Origin of the sequence: Pseudomonas sp. JDS08PS003 (assembly GCF_045013505.1) — a bacterium.
Classification (GTDB): Bacteria; Pseudomonadota; Gammaproteobacteria; order Pseudomonadales; family Pseudomonadaceae; genus Aquipseudomonas; species Aquipseudomonas protegens_B.
In genome coordinates, this window is record NZ_CP120724.1 from 341,039 (window position 1) to 359,118 (window position 18,080).

21 protein-coding genes and 1 pseudogene are annotated in these 18,080 nt (G+C 62.7%); 13 read left to right on the forward strand and 9 right to left on the reverse strand.

What is annotated here, in order from left to right:
• Window positions 1-38 precede the first annotated feature (38 nt).
• On the forward strand, window positions 39-1,388 hold the full coding sequence (locus tag P7C00_RS01560) for an aryl-sulfate sulfotransferase (RefSeq protein ID WP_404938029.1): 1,350 nt from the start codon (window positions 39-41) through the stop codon (window positions 1,386-1,388).
• A gap of 102 nt (window positions 1,389-1,490) precedes the next feature.
• Here P7C00_RS01560 and P7C00_RS01565 read toward each other — a convergent pair whose 3' ends face one another.
• From P7C00_RS01565 to P7C00_RS01605, 9 genes and pseudogenes are all read right to left on the reverse strand, one after another.
• Complete coding sequence (locus P7C00_RS01565) at window positions 1,491-1,832, reverse strand: hypothetical protein (RefSeq protein ID WP_404938030.1); 342 nt, start codon at window positions 1,830-1,832, stop codon at window positions 1,491-1,493.
• The gene (locus P7C00_RS01570; RefSeq protein WP_404938031.1) at window positions 1,829-2,266 is read right to left on the reverse strand and encodes an SMI1/KNR4 family protein; all 438 of its coding nucleotides are present in this window, start codon (window positions 2,264-2,266) and stop codon (window positions 1,829-1,831) included. Before P7C00_RS01570 ends, P7C00_RS01565 begins: the two co-directional genes overlap by 4 nt.
• 95 nt (window positions 2,267-2,361) lie before the next feature.
• Window positions 2,362-3,027 carry a hypothetical protein gene (locus P7C00_RS01575; RefSeq protein ID WP_346634077.1) on the reverse strand — a complete coding sequence of 222 codons (666 nt, stop codon included), beginning with the start codon at window positions 3,025-3,027 and terminating at the stop codon, window positions 2,362-2,364.
• A 75-nt stretch (window positions 3,028-3,102) separates the two neighbouring features.
• The gene (locus P7C00_RS01580) at window positions 3,103-3,318 is read right to left on the reverse strand and encodes a helix-turn-helix transcriptional regulator (protein WP_016963103.1); all 216 of its coding nucleotides are present in this window, start codon (window positions 3,316-3,318) and stop codon (window positions 3,103-3,105) included.
• A gap of 9 nt (window positions 3,319-3,327) precedes the next feature.
• Window positions 3,328-3,906: a hypothetical protein gene (locus tag P7C00_RS01585; protein WP_123725363.1), complete on the reverse strand. Its 579-nt coding sequence runs from the start codon at window positions 3,904-3,906 to the stop codon at window positions 3,328-3,330.
• 508 nt (window positions 3,907-4,414) lie between these two features.
• A complete protein-coding gene (locus P7C00_RS01590) occupies window positions 4,415-4,891 on the reverse strand; it encodes a DUF6392 family protein (protein ID WP_404938032.1) in 477 nt (158 codons plus the stop codon).
• Window positions 4,892-5,041: 150 nt separating this feature from the next.
• On the reverse strand, window positions 5,042-6,247 hold the full coding sequence (locus tag P7C00_RS01595; protein WP_404938033.1) for a CynX/NimT family MFS transporter: 1,206 nt from the start codon (window positions 6,245-6,247) through the stop codon (window positions 5,042-5,044).
• On the reverse strand, window positions 6,234-6,695 hold the full coding sequence (locus P7C00_RS01600) for a nucleoside deaminase (protein ID WP_346634080.1): 462 nt from the start codon (window positions 6,693-6,695) through the stop codon (window positions 6,234-6,236). Before P7C00_RS01600 ends, P7C00_RS01595 begins: the two co-directional genes overlap by 14 nt.
• A 23-nt stretch (window positions 6,696-6,718) precedes the next feature.
• A pseudogene (locus tag P7C00_RS01605) lies at window positions 6,719-7,380 on the reverse strand (ankyrin repeat domain-containing protein).
• A gap of 108 nt (window positions 7,381-7,488) precedes the next feature.
• Here P7C00_RS01605 and P7C00_RS01610 point away from each other — a divergent pair.
• The 12 genes from P7C00_RS01610 to P7C00_RS01665 all read left to right on the forward strand — a co-directional run bounded on the left by P7C00_RS01610 (window position 7,489) and on the right by P7C00_RS01665 (window position 17,939).
• A complete protein-coding gene (locus P7C00_RS01610; RefSeq protein ID WP_404938034.1) occupies window positions 7,489-8,343 on the forward strand; it encodes a LysR family transcriptional regulator in 855 nt (284 codons plus the stop codon).
• A gap of 197 nt (window positions 8,344-8,540) precedes the next feature.
• On the forward strand, window positions 8,541-8,864 hold the full coding sequence (locus P7C00_RS01615; protein WP_016963092.1) for a hypothetical protein: 324 nt from the start codon (window positions 8,541-8,543) through the stop codon (window positions 8,862-8,864).
• 416 nt (window positions 8,865-9,280) lie between these two features.
• Window positions 9,281-10,096, forward strand: a complete 816-nt coding sequence (locus P7C00_RS01620) for an energy transducer TonB (protein WP_265531645.1) — start codon at window positions 9,281-9,283, stop codon at window positions 10,094-10,096.
• 55 nt (window positions 10,097-10,151) lie between these two features.
• The gene (locus P7C00_RS01625; protein ID WP_123725356.1) at window positions 10,152-10,877 is read left to right on the forward strand and encodes a MotA/TolQ/ExbB proton channel family protein; all 726 of its coding nucleotides are present in this window, start codon (window positions 10,152-10,154) and stop codon (window positions 10,875-10,877) included.
• A 1-nt stretch (window position 10,878) separates the two neighbouring features.
• Window positions 10,879-11,280, forward strand: a complete 402-nt coding sequence (locus P7C00_RS01630) for a biopolymer transporter ExbD (RefSeq protein WP_346634083.1) — start codon at window positions 10,879-10,881, stop codon at window positions 11,278-11,280.
• Window positions 11,281-11,670: 390 nt separating this feature from the next.
• Entirely contained in the window at window positions 11,671-12,252 is a 582-nt protein-coding gene (locus tag P7C00_RS01635; protein WP_253166919.1) for an alpha/beta hydrolase, read from the forward strand.
• 58 nt (window positions 12,253-12,310) lie between these two features.
• Window positions 12,311-13,243 carry a sigma 54-interacting transcriptional regulator gene (locus P7C00_RS01640; RefSeq protein ID WP_346634084.1) on the forward strand — a complete coding sequence of 311 codons (933 nt, stop codon included), beginning with the start codon at window positions 12,311-12,313 and terminating at the stop codon, window positions 13,241-13,243.
• A 317-nt stretch (window positions 13,244-13,560) separates the two neighbouring features.
• On the forward strand, window positions 13,561-14,343 hold the full coding sequence (locus tag P7C00_RS01645) for a MetQ/NlpA family ABC transporter substrate-binding protein (RefSeq protein ID WP_346634085.1): 783 nt from the start codon (window positions 13,561-13,563) through the stop codon (window positions 14,341-14,343).
• Window positions 14,344-14,973: 630 nt separating this feature from the next.
• Window positions 14,974-15,639, forward strand: coding sequence for an amino acid ABC transporter permease (locus P7C00_RS01650; RefSeq protein ID WP_011058611.1), 666 nt, complete (start codon window positions 14,974-14,976; stop codon window positions 15,637-15,639).
• Entirely contained in the window at window positions 15,620-16,279 is a 660-nt protein-coding gene (locus P7C00_RS01655) for an amino acid ABC transporter permease (RefSeq protein WP_346634086.1), read from the forward strand. The genes P7C00_RS01650 and P7C00_RS01655 overlap by 20 nt, the downstream gene beginning before the upstream one ends.
• A complete protein-coding gene (locus P7C00_RS01660) occupies window positions 16,276-17,058 on the forward strand; it encodes an amino acid ABC transporter ATP-binding protein (RefSeq protein ID WP_253166916.1) in 783 nt (260 codons plus the stop codon). The genes P7C00_RS01655 and P7C00_RS01660 overlap by 4 nt, the downstream gene beginning before the upstream one ends.
• Complete coding sequence (locus P7C00_RS01665; protein ID WP_346634087.1) at window positions 17,055-17,939, forward strand: transporter substrate-binding domain-containing protein; 885 nt, start codon at window positions 17,055-17,057, stop codon at window positions 17,937-17,939. The genes P7C00_RS01660 and P7C00_RS01665 overlap by 4 nt, the downstream gene beginning before the upstream one ends.
• The last annotated feature ends 141 nt before the right edge of the window (window positions 17,940-18,080 follow it).

The following is an 18,080-nucleotide window of genomic DNA, read 5'->3' on the forward strand; positions in this document are numbered from 1 at the left end:
TTATCCGGCGCCCTTCGACCTGAACAGGAGTGCTCGTCATGCTGCGCGTCAAAACCTCTTTGCCTTTGTTGATCTGCGCCACCTTGCTGGCCTCGGCGGTGCAGGCCGCCCCCAGCGTCTATCCCACCGGAGTGACCCGTTACGACCCGGACAAGGCCTTCAATCAGTACGTGATTTTCAGCGGCGCCGACAAACAGACGCACCTGATCGACATGAACGGCAACGAGGTCAAGAATTGGCCCCAGGCGGGTTTCCCCGCGGCCATCATCGACCCGCAACTGGTGAACGGCGAGCGCGGCCGGGTGCTGTTACAGCTCAAGGACAAGGAGCCGGGGCCCCTGGGTTCGGCGGGCAACGGCCTGGGCAACCAGAGCGTCGGCGAGCTGGATTGGAGCGGCAAGGTGGTCTGGCAGTGGGGCGACCAGGCACCCGGTGGCGCCGCCCAACAGCACCACGACCAGCGCCGCCTGAGCAATGGCAACACCCTGGTGCTGGCCAACAAGGTGCACAAGGTGGCGGGCTTCAAGGTGCCTCAGGTGATCGACGATGCGATCTATGAAGTCAGCCCCGACGGCCAGGTCAAATGGCAGTGGCTGGCCTCCGAGCACCTCAAGGAATTCGGTTTCACTGCGGCGCAATTGAAGCTGGTGTACGGCACCGATAACCCCGACTACTTGCACATCAACAACCTCAGCGTGGTGGGCCCCAATCAGTGGTTCGACGCGGGTGACAAACGCTTCGCCCCGGACAACCTGCTGATCGATTCCCGCAACGCCAACTTCATTGCCATCCTCGACAAGCACAGCGGCAAGGTGGTCTGGCGTCTGGGGCCAAACCTGGCGCCGATCAACCCCAAGACCGTGGCCAAGGTGCCGCGTCCGGTGGACCAGTTCGTCGGCCAGCATGATGCCCACATCATTCCTGCCGGCTTGCCGGGGGCAGGTCACTTGCTGGTGTTCGACAACCAGGGCACGGCAGGCTATCCCTCGGTGCCCCTGGGGCTGATCGCCGGTTCCCGGGTGTTGGAGATCGACCCGATCAAGAACCAGATTGTCTGGCAGTACAGCGCTGCCAGTTCCCGGCAGCCGGGTTGGGCTTTCTACAGCTCGTTCATCAGCAGCGCGCGGCGCTTGCCCAACGGCAACACGCTGATCGACGAGGGCATGAACGGGCGTTTCTTTCAGGTCACTGCCAGCGGCGAAATCGTCTGGGAATACGTCAGCCCTTACCTGGGCAAGGCTCCGGGCAGCGAGGCCATCAGCAACTGGGTGTACCGCGCCTTGCCGGTGAGCTACGACTGGGTGCCCCAGGGCACACCGCGTTCGGAAACGGCGGTGAGCGTGCCGGAGTCGGGGCTGAAACAGGCCAGTGCCAGCGCGGGGATCTGAGCTTGAGGCCGTGCTGCGGCTCCGGTCAGGTCGGGCTGGCGCCCCAGCGGGAGCAAGCGCCCTGGCCACAAATGAGCTGCGGGAGCCGCTCTGGGGAGGACCTCAGAAGTAGAAGAACAGGCCGGTGTCCCGTTCCAGGGCCAGTCGATTCAGGGCGATGAGCTTGTGGATAAGTTCATCCTCCGCCGTCGCGGTCTGGGTAAGGATCGACAACGCCGTGGCCAGGGCGGCCTGACCCTGGATCGAGGCGTCTTCGTAGTCGTCGATCAGAGTGCCCAGGGCGCGGTTCAAGTTCGGTAGCAGGTCGCTGCGCGACAGGGTCGTCCACTGTGCTGCGGACAGCGCCAGCTCCTCCAGGTCGCCCGGCAGGCACTGGTCCAGATCCAGGCGCTGTTGGGCGTCTTTGCTGGTGGGCACGACTATCCATTTACGCGGTGTATTCATGCTTGCCACAGCTCGACAAAGGCCTGGAAGTCGGCAGCCACCGGGTAGCGGCCGGCGCTCTCGGGGTCGAAGATTTCTACCGCTACGCCCGGGCTGTTGAAGTCCAGGCAGATCAGCAGACCGCCAGCGTCCCGGGCAATCGGCAGGCAACCTGCGGCCAGCCCCGGCACACGGCCGGGGCTGGCGTACCAGAGCAGGGTCCAGGGTTGGTTGTTCAGGCTGAAATCGAAGAACTCGCTGAGGCAGGCGTAGCCGTTGCCATAGGGGAAGGTGCCGATCCCCGGCGTGGCGGCCGCGGCGTACTGCACCAGCTGCAGATACAGCGGCGGGAATTCGACGCCGAGGCGTTGCTGCACCTGGGCGATCAGTTGTTCGTCCACCGCCGATCCGGGTTCTATTTCCCAGGCATTCCAATCCAGGGTCATGCTCGACATACGCCTTGTCGTTGAGGGGCCGCGCCCGCCCGATGGGGGATCGGGCGGGCGTCGAGGGGCGATTGTAGGCGTGTCGCCCGGTGGGTGGTAGGCGCTTAGTTGCAGCTTTGGCCTTCGGGCAGGGTGACGGTGTATTTGCGCTGCACCCGGTTGCGCAAGTCCAGGTTGTCCAGGCTCTCCTGCACCAGGAAATCCTCGACCTTGGCGTCCTGGCAGTCCTCGTTGTAGGACGAGGCCCGCAGCAGGAATACCGTGCGCCGGCTCTGCTCGTCCTTGGCCTGGATGTTGAAGGTCGAAAGGGTGGTGTAGCCGGTGCGTTCCGAGGAGCCGATAGCGCGGTAGGACATCGTTGGGGTGCTGGTGCACACGGTCTGTTGGTGCTTGCCGGGCATGCACGTGGTTTTAGTGCTGCTGGGCACCTGGCCGTAGTCGGTGGCGGTGTAGCGATAGCTGGTCTTTTTACTGCCCACATCAAGGGCAATGTTCATGCGAAACGGCGGGTGGTTTTTCGGCAGCGACGATTCGGTATACACCTGCGTAAATCCCATGCCATGAAGGGCGGCGACCATGTCGCGCAGGTAGTAGCTGGCTTTGAGGCCCTGGGCCTCCTTGGCGCTGTTGACGGTCACCAGCACCGGAGCCTTTGGATCGAAGTAGTAGTCTTGGGCCGGGGTGGCGTCGATGGCCACTTCGAGTTTGTTGGCGCAGCCGGTCAAAAGCAGGACGAACAGAAACAGCGGGCAGAGCAGGTAACGAGTCATGAATAAGCCAACGTGCAACGTGATGAATGGATAAGGCTTTAACGATCGGGACTCGGATCAAACAAACGCGGGGGGTTACGCGGGCTCGCTCGCCTGGTATTCCAGCAAGTCGCCGGGTTGGCAGTCGAGTGCGGCGCAGAGTTTGTCCAGGGTCTCGATTTTCATCCCCTTGACCTTGCCATTTTTCAGCAACGACAGATTGGCCTCGGTAATGCCCAGGATGGCGGCCAACTCTTTCGAGCGAATCTTGTTTTTAGCCATGACAACGTCAAGCCGAACGATAATGGTCATCTCATTGTTCTATATGTAGTGACTGTGCTCATCACTGAGGACTTTGGCGTCGCGCATGATAATGGAAAATGAGCAGAGCAAGATTCCTTTGACCACCTCGTAGGCCGCGTAGGACGAGAAACCAGCAGAAATCTGCAGAATCCGCTGGCCCGCTGGCAGGTCGATGGACAGGGCCAGGCCTTGCAGGGTTTCCACCATGGGGAAAGTGGCCGGGGCGACGATCCACAGCATGCCCACGCGCCAGAGGATGCGGATGTTGCGATCGCTCCAGGTTTCGCCGCGGGACAGGCGCAGGAAGAACACCCCGGTCAGCCAGAGGGCGAAGCTCGACAGCAGCAGGGGCAGGAAGTCGAGGATCACCAGCAGGGTGAAACTTGCGGACGAGAGTTTGAAGTCGGCTTCCAGCAGGCGTGGCGAGTGGTCGGCGAATACGCTGAGCAGGGCGCTCAGGACCTGGTCTTTGCTGTAGATCCAGAGTCCGGCGTTGCCGCCAAGCTCCACCACGCCCATGACCCAGGCCAGGATCGCGGCCAGCAGGCCGACCCGTCGTAAGCGGTATTGGGCTGAGCCATTTATTTGGGGGTTCATGCGTCATTCCTTGCAAAACTTGGGGGGTGGTGAATTATTGATAAGTAATTATCGAATTACAATAATTTATTTCTTTGTGAATGCCTTGGGGCTATAGCTTGGAATGATGATGTGGCGAGGGAGCTTGCTCCCGCCCGGGCGGCCGGCGTCCCGGCGCGTAGCGACCGTAAAATCTGAGGTTGCGGTGTTATGGGTGTACATATCCGTTGCTGCGGGTGTGGCGGCTGGCGGTTTCGCCCTTACGGCGAGTCACTTTGGGGCCCCAAAGTAACCAAAGGGCTTTGCCCCTCCACTCGGCGCCTCGCCTAGGCTCGGCGTGCCCTCTCTCCGGCATTGATCCGTGGGCCGCCGCCACAGGCCATCCATGGCCTGGGGCGGCTAACCCGGCGTCCTGCCGGGTTACCCACGGCTCAATGCCTGCGTTCGGCCATCGTGTCTAAGGGGGCAAGAAGATCAAGATCAAAATCTGACGGCGGCCTGCCGGCCGGCCTGAAGATGGGGCGGCGGGTCAGTCGCGATGGGGTTCCAGTAAGTCAAACGACAGGACCTTGATCTGCATGTCGGCGCTATAGACGAATCCAACCCGCGCACTGGGATGCAGAGGCTCCGGCAGGCGGTAGCTCTCCCAGGCGTTGAGCGTGCGTTGCCCATCGGCTGATGGCCTGCGTTCCCCCGAGCGCAGGGGCGTGCCCAACAGCTCGCGAATGTCGGCGCGGGTCATGCTGCGTGAGAACGGGGCGGGCAGTTCGCCGCTGTAGAACGAGCGCCCCTCTTCAAGGGGCATGAGCTCGATCAGTACCTTTTCCAGGGCCAGGCTGTCTTCCCAGAAGTCCAGCATCAGGCCGGGCTCGACGATCACGGTCAGCCATTCGAATTCGTCGTAGATCTTGTCCGTCGGGGGCTTGATACGCTCTCCCCGGGCGACCAGTTCTGCATGGCTGAGCCCGAGGCTGTTTACCCAGCGGCCGATCGTTGCAGCGTCCATCGCTTCTCCAGTGTCCTGAGTTGAGTCTGTGCCAGTTGGGGTGAGTGGCGTCGGCGGCCGATCTTAGCCGGTTGAAAAGGATAGTGGTGCTGTGGAGACATAAAGAAAGCCACCTGCTGCGCTGGCAGGCGGCTGGTTTGAGGACCGCTGTCAGGCCGGTTGTGGCGCTGTGTCGAGCTGGACACAGGCCTGATAACTGGCCGGGCTGAAGATTCGCGTCAACAGCAGCATCGCCAGTACGCCGAGGATCAGCACCCACCAGGCGCTGACAAAGCTGCCGGTGACTTGCCGCAGCCAGCCGCTCAGCCACGGTGAGATGGCGTTGATCAGAAAGCCCACGCCCTGGACGAAGGCCGCCAGTTGTCCGGCTTCCCGGGGATCACGGCGGTGATCCAGGGTCAGGATCAGGCTCAGGGCAAAGCACGCTCCGAGGCCGAAGCCGATCAAGGCTACCCACAGGTGTGGGCTCTGCAAGGGCCACAGCAGCAACCCGAGAAAGCCCACGGCCTGGGCCGCGAGGCTGATGCCCAGCAGCGGTCGGCGGTCGACGCTGCGTTGGGCCAGGGCCGGCATCAGCAGCGCGGCGGTCACTTGGAACAGGGTCATGAAGGCCAGCAACGAGCCGCTTTGGGTGGCGCTCCAGCCCAGTTGCAGGTAGTAGGCCGGCAGCCAGGCCACCATGCTCATGTAGCCGCAGTTCACCAGGCCAAAATACAGCGCCAGCAGCCAGGCGCGACGGTTGCCCCAGAGCTTGATGGTCGGCGCTACGGCGCCTGTGCGGCGCCCGGCTCCCAGTGGCAGGCACAGCCACAGCAGCAGCGCGGCCAGGGCCGGCAGTAGCCAGATGCCAAGCCCCACTTGCCAGTTGGCGAAGTGGCTGGCCACCTGCGGGCTGAGCAGGGCGGCAATGCCGCCACCGCCCATCAGCGAGGCCGAGTAGACGCCCATGGCCAGGGCCACGCGCTGTTGAAATTGGCGCTTGATCAGCGCCGGCACCAGGGCCTGGATCAAGGCCACTCCGGCGCCGCCGAGCAGGGCGGTGGCGAGCAAGGCCGCGGCCTGGCCGAAGAACAGCCGCACCAGGCAGGCCAGCAACACCAGCAGCAAACCCAGGGACACACCGCGGCGTTCGCCGAGGCGGGCTTCGATTCGCACGCCCAGCAGGGCCACCAGGCCCATGCAAATCACTGGCAGGCTGGTGAGCCAGGCGCTGCTCTGGAAGCTCATGCCGGTGGCGCCGCGAATTTCGTTGAGCAATGGGCTGACCGAGCTGAGGATCGGCCGCAGGTTCAGGCCCAGACACACCAGCAGCGCCCAGCCGGCGAGGGTCTTGAATATCGATTCAGTTCGCTGCATGGCGCTCCTGCCAGTCCTGGTAGAGGGCGGCCATTGCCGCCTGGGGCAGGTGCAGCATCGGCAGGCGCTGTGCCTCAAGGGGCTGGCTCAGCTCTTGGTAGATGGCTGCGGTAGAGAGGCCGAACGGTTGCGCCTGTTCATTGCTGGCGGCGAACACCGCGCGGGAGACGCCGCACAGGTACATGGCGGCCAGGCACATGGGGCAGGGCTGGCCGCTGGCGTAGATCACGCAGTCGTCCAGGCGCGGACCCAGTTGCCGGCTGGCGCTGCGGATCGCCAGCATTTCAGCGTGGGCGGTGGGGTCCTGGCTGAGGTGGATTTCATTCACCGCTTCGGCCAGCACCCGGCCGTTGCGCACCAGTAGTGCGCCGAACGGACGGCCGCCCTGTTCGACATTGTGCCGGGCCAGTTCAACGGCCCGTTGCAGGTAGTGTTGATCGTCGTGCATGCAAGGTTCCTAAAAAGGGGGCTTCAGGCAGCGCCGGCATCGCGCAGCAGCTTGGCAATGGCGCGCTGGCCACGGCGTTCGGCCTGTTGCAGCGGGCTGAGGCCGGCGCGGTCCGGCAGGTTCAGGTCGGCGCCAGCGGCAATCAGTTGGGCGACGATCTGCTGGTGTGGCGGGCCGCCGTCGGACAGCACGATGGCTTCCATCAGGCAGGTCCAGCCCAGGTGGTTGACGTGGTTCAGGTCGACGCCGGCTTCGATCAGCAGACGTACGGTTTCCACATGGCCGCGTTCGCAGGCCGGGATCAGGGCGGTGCCGCCGTAGCGGTTGGTGCTCTTGAGGTCGGCGCCATGGGCCAGGGTCAGCTGAGGATTTCGTTGTGACCGCTGGCGCCGGCCAGCAGGTAGGGGCTGTCCTGGATCAGGTTCTTGCGGTTGACGTCGGCCCCGGCCTCGATCAGCGCCCGGGCGATCTCGATACGGTTATCCCGGGTGGCCACCAGCAGCGGGCTGCTGCCGTCCAGGCCACGATCGTCGAGGGCTACGCCTTGCTGGATCAGTTGCTGCACTTGCTCTAACCGACCCTTGTGTACTGCATCCAGCAGCGAGTTGTCGCTGGCCATGACCACCCCCGCCGTTAGCAGACCCATGGCCATCAGGCCGCGTTTGAAGGACAGCTTGAGCTGCATGGGAACCTCCCGTTCCTGCTGATGAAAGGGGAGTATGGTGAAGCTCGTTAGTATTCTGAAATTAAATATAATCATGCCAATCAGTGGCTATCAGGATGGTGGTGAGCAATGTTCGATCCCGTGTTGCTGCGCAGTTTTGTGGCGGTTGCCGACTGCCAGAACTTCACCCGCGCGGCCGAGCGCCTGCACTTGACCCAGTCCACCGTGAGCCAGCAGGTGCGGCGCCTGGAGGAGAGTCTGGGCTGCCAGTTGCTTGACCGCGATCAGCGCCGGGTGGTGGCCACGGTGGAGGGCGAGCGCCTGCTGGCCTATGCCCGGCGCATCCTGGCTCTGCATGAGGAGGCCAGTGATGTGTTGATCAACCAGCGCGGCGAGGAAGTGCTGCGCCTGGGGGTGCCGGAAGACTTCGCCGCCGAGCGCCTGATGCCGATGCTCTCGCGCTTTGGTCGCGACTATCCGGCGGTGCGCCTGGAGGTCACCAGTGGTCTGGGACCGGAATTGCTGCGCCAGTTCCGCCGTGGCGAGTTCGACCTGCTGCTGGTCAAGCAGATGGGCCACAGCGACGACTGCCTGGACTCCTGGCCCGAGCCGCTGTGCTGGGTCGACAGCCTGCGCCAGCCGGCCTTTGGCCGTGATCCGCTGCCATTGGTGGCGTTTCCGGTGGGTGGCCTGTATCGCCAGGAAATGCTCCACCACCTGGAAGTCGGCGGCTGGCCCTGGCGCATCGCCTATTCCAGCGCCAGCCTGGCCAGTGTCTGCTCGGCGGTGGCGGCGGGCCTGGGCATCAGCCTGCTGCCGGTGCGGGTGCTGGGCAAGGGGCATCGGATGCTCGACGCCGACAGCGGTTTGCCGGATATCCAGGGCGTGCGCCTGGCGTTGTACGCCGGCAGCGGCTTGAGTCGGGCCGGCAAGGCATTACAGGAGCAGTTGCGAGCAGTGGCCAGCGTCAAGCCGCAAGTTTAAAACACGGGGAAGTTATAAATGCTTTAGTTTCGGTCATAACTTATAGAGAGCCGATTGCAGGCTATAGCTATTTAATTAGTTATTGCTCAAGTTTGTTTTGGACAGAGTTATAAACGCCGACCATGCTGGGTTTGTGAGTTCCGGGAGGAACTTGCTTCATTGGACGAAACATTCAATCGCATAAGGAAACCCGCATTATGTCGAGCATCAATGGAACCTATGTAAACTCCAACGCTGACGCCCGTCTGGTCGTGACCGACGGCAACGACTCCAACGGTTCGTTCAGCGGTGAGTTGACCCAGGCCGGGGTCAAGTACAGCGTCGCCGGGCATTACCACTTCCAGAACAGCACCGGGCAGCCGACCATCATCAATGTATCTGGCTACAACGATGGCTACGGCTACCAGGCCTGGGCACTGTTCTCTCCCGATCACAACTATTCCCGGTTGCGTGCCTCCGGTGCCCGCAGCAACTTCAGTGGCGATGTGGTCGGCCTGAGCGGCGAGTTCGTCAAGCAATAACACGTTCGATAACAAACAGCCGCTGAATACGCGCTGCCTTATATAGGGCCGCGGGCTATTTCAGCGGCTTTGTCGTGTGCGCTTGTAAAGTTTATTAAGTGCATGGCCACTGAAGTGAGTTGCGAGTGCAATGGAGTTCTATTGTTTTCTGCACTAACAGGCCTGTTTCGATGCTTTGCGGGAATATTTTCAATGCCTGCAAGGCATGACGTTTTTTCCTCTTGGCTACAGCCCTTGAATCACGGGGCCTGGGCTGTTTCTGGTGAGTCCAATATTCCGTTTCGATCTATCTATAACTTGAAAGATTACTTTAAGAGATAAGCGTGGGGCACTGATCATTGACCCGCGGCACCGTTGCGTGGGGGTTGTTCAAACGCCGGTGTCGGGTTTTTCAAAAGATCGTAGGGAGTGAATCCATGGGCAATGTCCAGACCGCCGCCAGTGCACACGAGGTGCTGTGGCGCCAGGCACCGAGCGGCGAGTTGGTCGACCTCGGCCGGCCTCACCGCTCGCCGCTGGGCCAATTACGTCTGCAACGGACGCCCAAGGGGGTATTGCGTCGTCGTGAGGCGATTCTCCTGGGCGTCGCGGCTCTGGTATTGCACGGTGCAGTGATCTACTGGCTGAGCCAGAAACCGACCCCGGTGCTGCCCATCGTGCCGCCGGAAATTCCGCCCATGACCATCGAATTTTCGCACCCGGCACCGCCCGTGGTGGAGCCGCCTCCGCCTGTGCCGGTACAACCGGTGGTGGAGCCGCCGCCTCCGGTGGAGGACGAGCTGGCGGTCAAGCCGCCACCGCCCAAGCCGGTGCCTAAACCCAAGCCCAAACCGGTACCCAAGCCCGAGCCGAAACCGGCGCCCAAGCCGGTGCAGCAGACCCCGGCGGCGCCGCAACCTGCGGCGCCAGTAGCCGCCCCGGCAGCGCCCGCTCCACCGGCCCCGGCCCCCGTGACCCCGGCTTCCGCCAGCGCCGCGTACCTGAAGAACCCGGCGCCGGAGTACCCGTCACTGGCTCAGCGCCGGGGTTGGGAAGGCACGGTGCTGCTGCGGGTGCATGTGCTGGCCAGCGGCAAGCCCGGAGAGATCCAGATTCAGAAGAGCAGCGGTCGCCAGCAACTCGACGATGCGGCCCTGGCTGCGGTCAAGCGCTGGAGTTTCGTCCCGGCCAAGCAGGGCGATGTGGCCCAAGACGGCTGGGTCAGCGTACCCATCGATTTCAAGATTCATTGAGCCGCAAGGCCGATCAAATAACGCGCGCTAAACGCTTACACAGAGGGAACACATCATGACGTTACTGGCATCTCCACTGGAATCCATCGAAAGCGCGGTGATCTGGCTGTTGGTGGTCTTCTCCGTCGCCACCTGGGGCCTGGCCCTGGTCAAGGGCGTGCAGTTCGCCCGCCTCAAGTCCCAGGATCGCAAGTTCCACAATCAGTTCTGGGCGGCGTCCAGCCTCGACTCCGCCGCCTCCCTGAGTGAAACCCAGCCCGGCGCGGCGGCCCGCGTGGCCCAGGCCGGCTATGCGGCGATCCAGGTCGGCGAAGCGCCCCATGCCGCGGACCTGAGCCAGGCGATCAACCATCAGGACCGTCTCGAACGCGCCCTGCGCCAGCAGATCGTGCGTGAGCGCCGCTCCCTGGAAACCGGCTTGGCGGTGGTCGCCAGTATCGGTAGCACCTCGCCCTTTATCGGTCTGTTCGGCACCGTGTGGGGGATCATGGAAGCCTTGAAAGGCATCAGCGCGGCGGGCTCTGCCAGCCTGGAAACCGTGGCCGGGCCGATCGGCGCGGCCCTGGTGGCCACCGGCGTGGGGATCGCCGTCGCGGTGCCGGCGGTGCTGGTTTACAACTACTTCCTGCGGCGCCTGAAGCTCACGGCTGCGGACCTGGATGACTTTGCCCACGACTTCTACAGCCTGGCGCAGAAGAACTCGTTCCGTGTGCTGATCCACCCGAGCGTGCACAAGGCTGCGGCCCAGGGCAGTCAACAGAAAGTGAAGGAGGCGTCCTGATATGGCCTTCTCCACCCAAGACAGCGATGAGGTGCTGAGCGAGATCAACGTCACCCCGCTGGTGGACGTGATGCTGGTACTGCTGGTGGTGTTCATCGTCACCGCGCCGCTGCTGACCAACGCCATTCCCATCAACCTGCCCAAGACCGAAGCCGTGGCCCCGGTGGAGCAGAAGGACCCGCTGGTGGTGAGCATCGACGGCGCCGGCAAACTCTTTATCAACAAGGACGAGATCCAGCCGGATCTGCTGGAAACCAATTTGCAAGCGGCCAAGCTCAAGGACCCGCAAGTGCGGGTCCAACTGCAGGCCGACGATGGCGTCAACTACGGGGAAGTGGCCCGGGCCATGGCGTCCATCGAGCGTGCGGGCATCACCAAGCTGTCGGTGATTACCGCGCGCTGAAACCGAGCAACAAAGCCACGACTTTTCAGGCCGTCTCCTTGGCAGGGTGCGGCCTTTTTTTTGCCTGACGAAAACCCACCTGCAAAGCCCCCCACCGACATGCCCTCCCGTTGGCCCCTTCGCCGGCAAGAACACCACCGAAATCGCGCCAGCTGCAGGAGCTGGCTTGCCAGCGAAGGCGTCCTTGAGAGCGGCGCAAGGCTTGAGGGGCCTCTTCGCCGGCAAGCCGGCTCCTACAAGACCGCCAGCGAAATCGCGTCGGCTCCTGCGGAGGGCGAAGGGATTTTCATATTCATTTAAGGTATTAATAAATAGCTTCTTATTCCTTAACGAATATAAATCCCCTCCCTATACTCGTCCGGGAACAGACACGCAGCAGGAGAGTTCCCCATGCGCAACGAATCCATTCGCTACTTGATTGTGCCGGGCTGGCAAGGATCGCCAGAAGATCATTGGCAAACCCATTGGCAGAACAGCCTGCCCAACAGTGCGCGGGTGGAGCAGGCCGATTGGCTGACGCCGCGTCGCGAAGACTGGGTAGCGGCCCTGGCGGAAGCCATCGCCATCGACGACACGCCGGTGATCCTGATTGCCCACAGCCTGGGTTGCATCACCGTGGCTCACTGGGCGGCTCGCGCGCCCGTAGCGGCGCTGCGCCAGGTACGCGGTGCGCTGTTGGTGGCGCCGGCGGATGTCGAGCGCCCGGCCTGTGCGCCGGCCCTGCGCAATTTCGCGCCTATCCCTCGGGACCTGTTGCCGTTCCCCAGCCAGGTGGTGAGCTCGGACAACGACAGCGCCGTCAGTGCGCCGCGTGCCTTGGAGCTGGCCCGCGACTGGGGCGCCGAAGCCGGGATTCTGGCGGGAGCCGGGCATATCAACGTCAAGTCCGGCCACCAGCGCTGGGAGCAGGGATTCGCCTATCTCTATCGCCTGCAGAACCGCATGGAACAACACGCCTTGCGTCGTGCCTGACCGTCTTTTTCTTGTTTAAACGCCCCCGTCCTCAGGCGGTTTTGGGCGGGAGTCTGCCATGAGTCCTCACACCCCTTTCGGTCAGCCGCTGCTGACCTTTCCCGATGCGGAAAAAAGCCCCCTGAGCATCCGCGCCAAGGCGCTGGTGTTCGTCGATCCGCGTTCGCGGCAACTGCGTGAAGAGCTGGAGCAACTGGCGCCCCGGGCGATCTCGGTGCTGATCCGTGGTGAAACCGGGACCGGCAAGGAGCTGCTGGCCCGGCATATCCACCGTGCCAGTGATCGCGGCGGGTTGTTCGTCTCGGTCAACTGCGGAGCCATCAGCCCCACCTACGCCGACGCCGAACTGTTCGGCTATGCCGCCGGCAGTTTCAGCGGTTCTGCCAGCAGCCGTGCCGGCTGGTTCGGTTCGGCCAATGGCGGAACCCTGTACCTGGACGAGATCGGCGACTTGCCGCTGCCGATCCAGACCAAGCTGCTGGCAGCCCTGGAGAACCACGAAGTGACCAGGGTCGGCGCCCAGCAACCGAGCCCGGTGGATGTGCGCCTGGTGGCGGCCACCAGCATCGACCTGGCCCAGGCGGTGGCGGCGGGCAAGTTTCATGAGCGCCTGTACCGCTACCTCAGCGAGGGCCAGCTGGAATTGCCAGCGCTGCGCGAGCGGGTCGGGGATATCGAATCCCTGGCCGAGTACTTCCTGGGGATCTACAGCCAGCGCCTGGACCTGCCGGTGCCGCTGATCAGCGAAACTGCGCAGCAAGCTTTGGAACGCCACAGCTGGCCGGGCAATACCCGGGAGCTGGAAAACGTTATTCACTTTGCGCTGCTGGTCAGTGGTGGCGAGGAGATCCTGCCGGAGCATCTCAACCTGCCACCGACGCCTTCGCCGCTGGAGCAGATCGAGCAGCTGCTGCGGCAGATCGGCGACAGCGGATCCGCTGCCGAGCGCCAGGCGCTGCACCTGTTGCTGCAACGCACCGCCCTGACCTGAAACCCCGGCCACCGTAGGAGCTGGCTTGCCAGCGAAGGCGTGCGCAAGGGCGATGCAAGGCTGAGGGCCTGTTCGCCGGCAAGCGCAGCGCCGCCCGGCCGGCTCCTACGAAAGGTTGGTCCGGCAGGCGGGAAATCGCAGGCCAGAGCGCTGGGATGCTGTATGAACAAAATGGAATATGAACGTGAACAAAAGATATTGTTCGGGAATAAAAAATCTCGGTATTGTCCGCTCCACGCCAGCAGTGGCACATCACTGGCACCTTGATAAGCACCTTATTTGAAGCCGTCGTCGATTCCGACACCTAAGGACCTTGCATGAAAAAAGTTCTGTTGTTCACCGCACTGGCGGCAGCCCTGAGCGCAGGTATTGCCCAGGCCGGCGAGAAGCTGGTCGTAGCCGCGACCCCGGTGCCCCACGCCGAGATTCTCGAGCTGATCAAGCCAACCCTGGCCAAGGAAGGCGTGGACCTGGAAATCAAAGTCTTCACCGACTACGTGCAACCCAACGTGCAGGTCGATCAGAAGCGTCTGGACGCCAACTACTTCCAGACCCTGCCGTACCTGAAGAGCTTCAACGAAGGCAAGGGCACCCACCTGGAAACCGTGATCGGTGTGCACGTCGAACCTTTCGGCGGCTACTCGAAGAAGGTCAAGTCCCTGGCCGAGCTGAAAGATGGCGCCACCATTGCCATTCCCAACGAAGGCAGCAACAGCGGCCGTGCCCTGATCCTGCTGCAGAAGGCCGGTCTGATCGAGCTCAAGGACCCGAAGAACGCCGTGTCCACGCCGAAGGACATCGCCAAGAACCCGCACAACTTCAAGTTCAAGGAGCTTGAGTCGGCCATGCTGCCACGGGTCCTGGATCAGGTTGACCTGGACATGATCAACACCAACTACGCCCTGGAAGCCGGTCTGAACCCGGCGAAGGATGCGCTGATCATCGAAGGTTCCGATTCGCCTTACGTGAACTACCTGGTGGCCCGTCCGGACAACAAGAACAGCCCGGCCATCCAGAAGCTGGCCAAGGCCCTGACCAGCCCAGAGGTCAAAGCCTTTATCGAGAAGAAATACAGCGGTGCAGTACTGCCGGCGTTCTGATGAACTAGGCTACTGACGCGACAAACCCCTTCAAGGTTTGAACGCCGACGGCTATCACAGCGTCGGCGTTTTTTATTGCGCCCGCGAAAGTCGTAGAAGCCTGGCGAGGCGCGCTTGGGGGATGCAGCGCTTTTTGGACGCCATCACTCAACTCCCGTAGGAGCCGGCTTGCCGGCGAAGAGGCCTTCGAGATTTGTATCGCTCTTACGGGCGCCTTCGCTGGCAAGCCAGCTCCTACACAAGCCTGCTCCTGCACAAGCAAACTGCTACAGCGGAGCGCTCTTGGCGGTGGCTTGGGTGGCTCGGCGCAACGCCGTCAGCCATTTCATCAATTCGTGGGGGTCCAGCGGTTGCGGGGTCTTTGCATCGGCCATGACGGTCGTCCTTGAGAGGTGCAGCGTCCAGTGGGGGGGTGTGGGCGCGAAAGCTCCGTTCGACCCGGTAGAAAAGGTAGTAGCCCTGCGCCAGCCCGGCAAATCCGCGGGTTAGGTTTTTGGGTGATATCAATATGCTTTAACGGTATTTAAAATCTTGTTTTTATAGCTATAAAGTTGCCGCAGCCGGGCGGTTACCCATCGCCCCATGGACTGCACCACCGCCGCTGTACCCCAGCGGCGTCCAGGACTTTCAATGACCCTCGATTACGCTTTTATCCTCAGCACCTTGCCGGCCTTTCTCAAGGCCGTGGGGGTGACCCTGCAGGTCGGCTTGATCGCCATCGGCACTTCCTTGCTGGTGGCCCTGATCAACGCCACGCTTCTGGTGTTTCGCACCCCTTATCTGCACCGGCTGATTGGCCTGTACGTGGAGCTGGCGCGTAATACACCGCTGCTGATCCAGCTGTTCTTCGTCTACTTCGCCTTGCCGGCCCTGGGAATCAAGGTCTCCGGCTTCACCGCGGCGATCATCACCATGACGTTTCTCGGCGGTGCCTACCTCACCGAAGTGCTGCGGGCCGGCGTGGAAGCCGTACCCCAGGCGCAGCTGGAATCGGGGCGCTCCATTGGCCTGTCGCAGTGGCAGTTGCTGCGCTACGTGATCCTGCCCCAGGCCGGGATTCTCAGCCTGCCGTCGCTGTTCGCCAATTTCATTTTCCTGCTCAAGGAAACCACCGTGGTCTCGGCGGTGGCGGTGCCGGAAATTCTCTACACCACCAAGAGCTACATCGCCCTGTACTACAAGACCTACGAAATGCTCGCGGTGCTGACGCTGATCTGCGTGCTGTTGTTCCTGCCGTTGTCGCTGTTGCTCAGCCGTCTGGAAAGGAGGCTGCAACATGGCCAGTTCGGGTCTTGAGTTACTGCTGGTGTCCTTGCCGCAACTGGCCCGGGGCGCTGCGCAGACCTTGTCGATTTCCCTGCTGAGCATTGCCTTCAGCACCCTGGGCGGGGTGCTCTACGGTGTGCTGCGCAGCCTGCAACGCAAGGTGCTGGACGTGCCGCTGCGGATCTACCTGGAGCTGTTCCGGGCGATCCCGGTGCTGGTCTGGCTGTACCTGCTGTTCTTCGGCTTTCCGATCTTCTTCGGCATCAGCATTCCCAGCTTCACCTGCGCGGTGCTGGTGCTGTCGCTGTGGGGCGCCAGCGAAGTCGGCGAGGTGGTGCGCGGGGCCCTGCAATCCCTGCCCCGGGGCCAGCGTGAAGCGGGCCTGTCCATCGGTCTTTCCGGTGTCCAGTTGTACGGCTACGTATTGCTGCCCCAGGCGCTGAAACGCATGACGCCGCCGACCATCAACGTCTACACGCGAATCATCAAGACCAGTTCCCTGGCGGTGCTGATCGGCGTGGTGGACGTGATCAAGGTTGGCCAGCAGATCATCGAGCGCACCTACGAATCGGTGCTGATCTACGGCGTTCTGTTCCTGTTTTTCTTCTTTATCTGCTACCCGTTGTCGGCCGCCTCTCGCGTGCTGGAACGGCGCTGGACGCAAGCATGAGCGCATTGATCGAGTTCCAGGGTTTCAACAAATTCTTTGGCCCGCAGCAGGTGCTCAAGGAGGTCGACCTCAGCGTGGCCGCAGGGGAGGTGATCGTCATCCTCGGCCCCAGCGGCTGCGGCAAGAGCACCCTGCTGCGCTGCCTCAACGGCCTGGAAACCGCCCACAGCGGCCACCTGCGTTTCGCCGGGCGCGAGCTGCTCAGCCCCGGCACTGACTGGCGTCTGGTGCGCCAGCAGATCGGCATGGTGTTCCAGAGTTACCACCTGTTCCCCCACATGAATGTGCTGGACAACATCCTCCTCGGGCCGCTCAAGGTGCAAAAGCGCGAGCCCCGCGAAGCCCGGGCCCAGGCCGAAACGCTGCTGGAGCGGGTGGGCCTGCTGGACAAGCGCGAAGCCTTTCCCCGGCAGTTGTCCGGCGGCCAGCAGCAACGCATCGCCATCGTCCGCTCGTTGTGCATGAACCCCCAGGTGATGCTGTTCGATGAGGTCACCGCGGCCCTTGATCCGGAGATGGTCAAGGAAGTGCTGCAGGTGATCCAGGGCCTGGCCCGGGACGGCATGACCCTGTTGATCGTCACCCATGAAATGGCCTTCGCCCGGGCCGTGGCCGACCGCATCGTGTTCATGGATGGCGGGCGCATCGTGGAACAGAACACCCCCGAGGCTTTCTTCACGAACCCGCAGAGCGCACGCGCGCAGCAGTTCCTGGAGAAGTTCTCCTTCGTTGAAGCACTGCCCAAGAAAGCCCCTAAAAAGGAACTGGAGCTCTTATGAAAACTGCCAAGTCTTCGCTGTTGTTACTGCCGCTGTTCGGTCTGGCCCTGCTGGCCGGCTGCGATAAATCCGCCGAGGCACCCAAGCCTGCGGCCACCGCTGCCAGCGCCGCGCCGGCGGCCGGCTACCTGGACAAGATCAAGGCCCGGGACAAGCTGATCGTCGGTGTATTCACCGACAAGCCGCCGTTCGGTTTCGTCGATGAAACCGGGCGCTATGTGGGTTTTGATACCGACATCGGCCGGCGACTGGCCAAGGACCTGCTGGGGGACGAGAACAAAGTCGAATTCGTCGCCGTGGAACCGGCCAGCCGCATTCCCTTCCTGCAGAGCGACAAGGTCGACCTGATCCTGGCCAACATGACCGTGACCCCGGAGCGCAAGGAAGCGGTGGAATTCACCAACCCCAACCTCAAGGTGGCGGTACAGGCCCTGGTGCCTGAAGGCAGCGTGGTGAAGAGCCTGGATGACCTGGCGAGCCGCACCACCATCGTCACCACCGGCACCACTGCGGACATCTGGCTGACCCAGAACCACCCGGACTGGAAACTGCTCAAGTTCGAGAAGAACACCGAGTCCCTGCAAGCCCTGGCCAATGGCCGTGGCGATGCCTATGCCCAGGACAACCTGATTCTGTTCAGCTGGTCCAAGCAGAACCCGGGCTACCGTGTACTGCCGCAGACTCTGGGCGAGCAGGCGCCGATTGCCCCGGCGGTGAAGAAGGGCAACATCGAACTGCGGGACTGGGTGAATGCCGAACTGGCCAAGCTGGGCGAAGAGAAGTACCTGCTCAAGCTGTATGACCAGTACGTGCGCAAAGAGCTGAGCGACGACACCAAGCCTGAGAGCGTGATTGTCGAAGGCGGCAAATGGCAGGGCTGACCCTCCTCCCTTCGCGTAGGAGCTGGCTGGCCAGCGAAGGCGTCCGTGAGGGCGATGCAGGGCTTGAGGGCCTATTCGCCAGCAAGCTGGCTCCTACGGGGGGGGGCGTATTGCGTTTGAGCCTTGTAGGAGCTGGCTTGC

Bases quoted from the DNA above. Each gene is read 5' to 3' on its own strand.
- P7C00_RS01560 (WP_404938029.1), top strand. From the start codon at position 39: ATGCTGCGCGTCAAAACCTCTTTGCCTTTGTTGATCTGCGCCACCTTG.
- P7C00_RS01565 (WP_404938030.1), bottom strand. From the start codon at position 1,832: ATGAATACACCGCGTAAATGGATAGTCGTGCCCACCAGCAAAGACGCC.
- P7C00_RS01570 (WP_404938031.1), bottom strand. From the start codon at position 2,266: ATGTCGAGCATGACCCTGGATTGGAATGCCTGGGAAATAGAACCCGGA.
- P7C00_RS01575 (WP_346634077.1), bottom strand. From the start codon at position 3,027: ATGACTCGTTACCTGCTCTGCCCGCTGTTTCTGTTCGTCCTGCTTTTG.
- P7C00_RS01580 (WP_016963103.1), bottom strand. From the start codon at position 3,318: ATGACCATTATCGTTCGGCTTGACGTTGTCATGGCTAAAAACAAGATT.
- P7C00_RS01585 (WP_123725363.1), bottom strand. From the start codon at position 3,906: ATGAACCCCCAAATAAATGGCTCAGCCCAATACCGCTTACGACGGGTC.
- P7C00_RS01590 (WP_404938032.1), bottom strand. From the start codon at position 4,891: ATGGACGCTGCAACGATCGGCCGCTGGGTAAACAGCCTCGGGCTCAGC.
- P7C00_RS01595 (WP_404938033.1), bottom strand. From the start codon at position 6,247: ATGCAGCGAACTGAATCGATATTCAAGACCCTCGCCGGCTGGGCGCTG.
- P7C00_RS01600 (WP_346634080.1), bottom strand. From the start codon at position 6,695: ATGCACGACGATCAACACTACCTGCAACGGGCCGTTGAACTGGCCCGG.
- P7C00_RS01610 (WP_404938034.1), top strand. From the start codon at position 7,489: ATGTTCGATCCCGTGTTGCTGCGCAGTTTTGTGGCGGTTGCCGACTGC.
- P7C00_RS01615 (WP_016963092.1), top strand. From the start codon at position 8,541: ATGTCGAGCATCAATGGAACCTATGTAAACTCCAACGCTGACGCCCGT.
- P7C00_RS01620 (WP_265531645.1), top strand. From the start codon at position 9,281: ATGGGCAATGTCCAGACCGCCGCCAGTGCACACGAGGTGCTGTGGCGC.
- P7C00_RS01625 (WP_123725356.1), top strand. From the start codon at position 10,152: ATGACGTTACTGGCATCTCCACTGGAATCCATCGAAAGCGCGGTGATC.
- P7C00_RS01630 (WP_346634083.1), top strand. From the start codon at position 10,879: ATGGCCTTCTCCACCCAAGACAGCGATGAGGTGCTGAGCGAGATCAAC.
- P7C00_RS01635 (WP_253166919.1), top strand. From the start codon at position 11,671: ATGCGCAACGAATCCATTCGCTACTTGATTGTGCCGGGCTGGCAAGGA.
- P7C00_RS01640 (WP_346634084.1), top strand. From the start codon at position 12,311: ATGAGTCCTCACACCCCTTTCGGTCAGCCGCTGCTGACCTTTCCCGAT.
- P7C00_RS01645 (WP_346634085.1), top strand. From the start codon at position 13,561: ATGAAAAAAGTTCTGTTGTTCACCGCACTGGCGGCAGCCCTGAGCGCA.
- P7C00_RS01650 (WP_011058611.1), top strand. From the start codon at position 14,974: ATGACCCTCGATTACGCTTTTATCCTCAGCACCTTGCCGGCCTTTCTC.
- P7C00_RS01655 (WP_346634086.1), top strand. From the start codon at position 15,620: ATGGCCAGTTCGGGTCTTGAGTTACTGCTGGTGTCCTTGCCGCAACTG.
- P7C00_RS01660 (WP_253166916.1), top strand. From the start codon at position 16,276: ATGAGCGCATTGATCGAGTTCCAGGGTTTCAACAAATTCTTTGGCCCG.
- P7C00_RS01665 (WP_346634087.1), top strand. From the start codon at position 17,055: ATGAAAACTGCCAAGTCTTCGCTGTTGTTACTGCCGCTGTTCGGTCTG.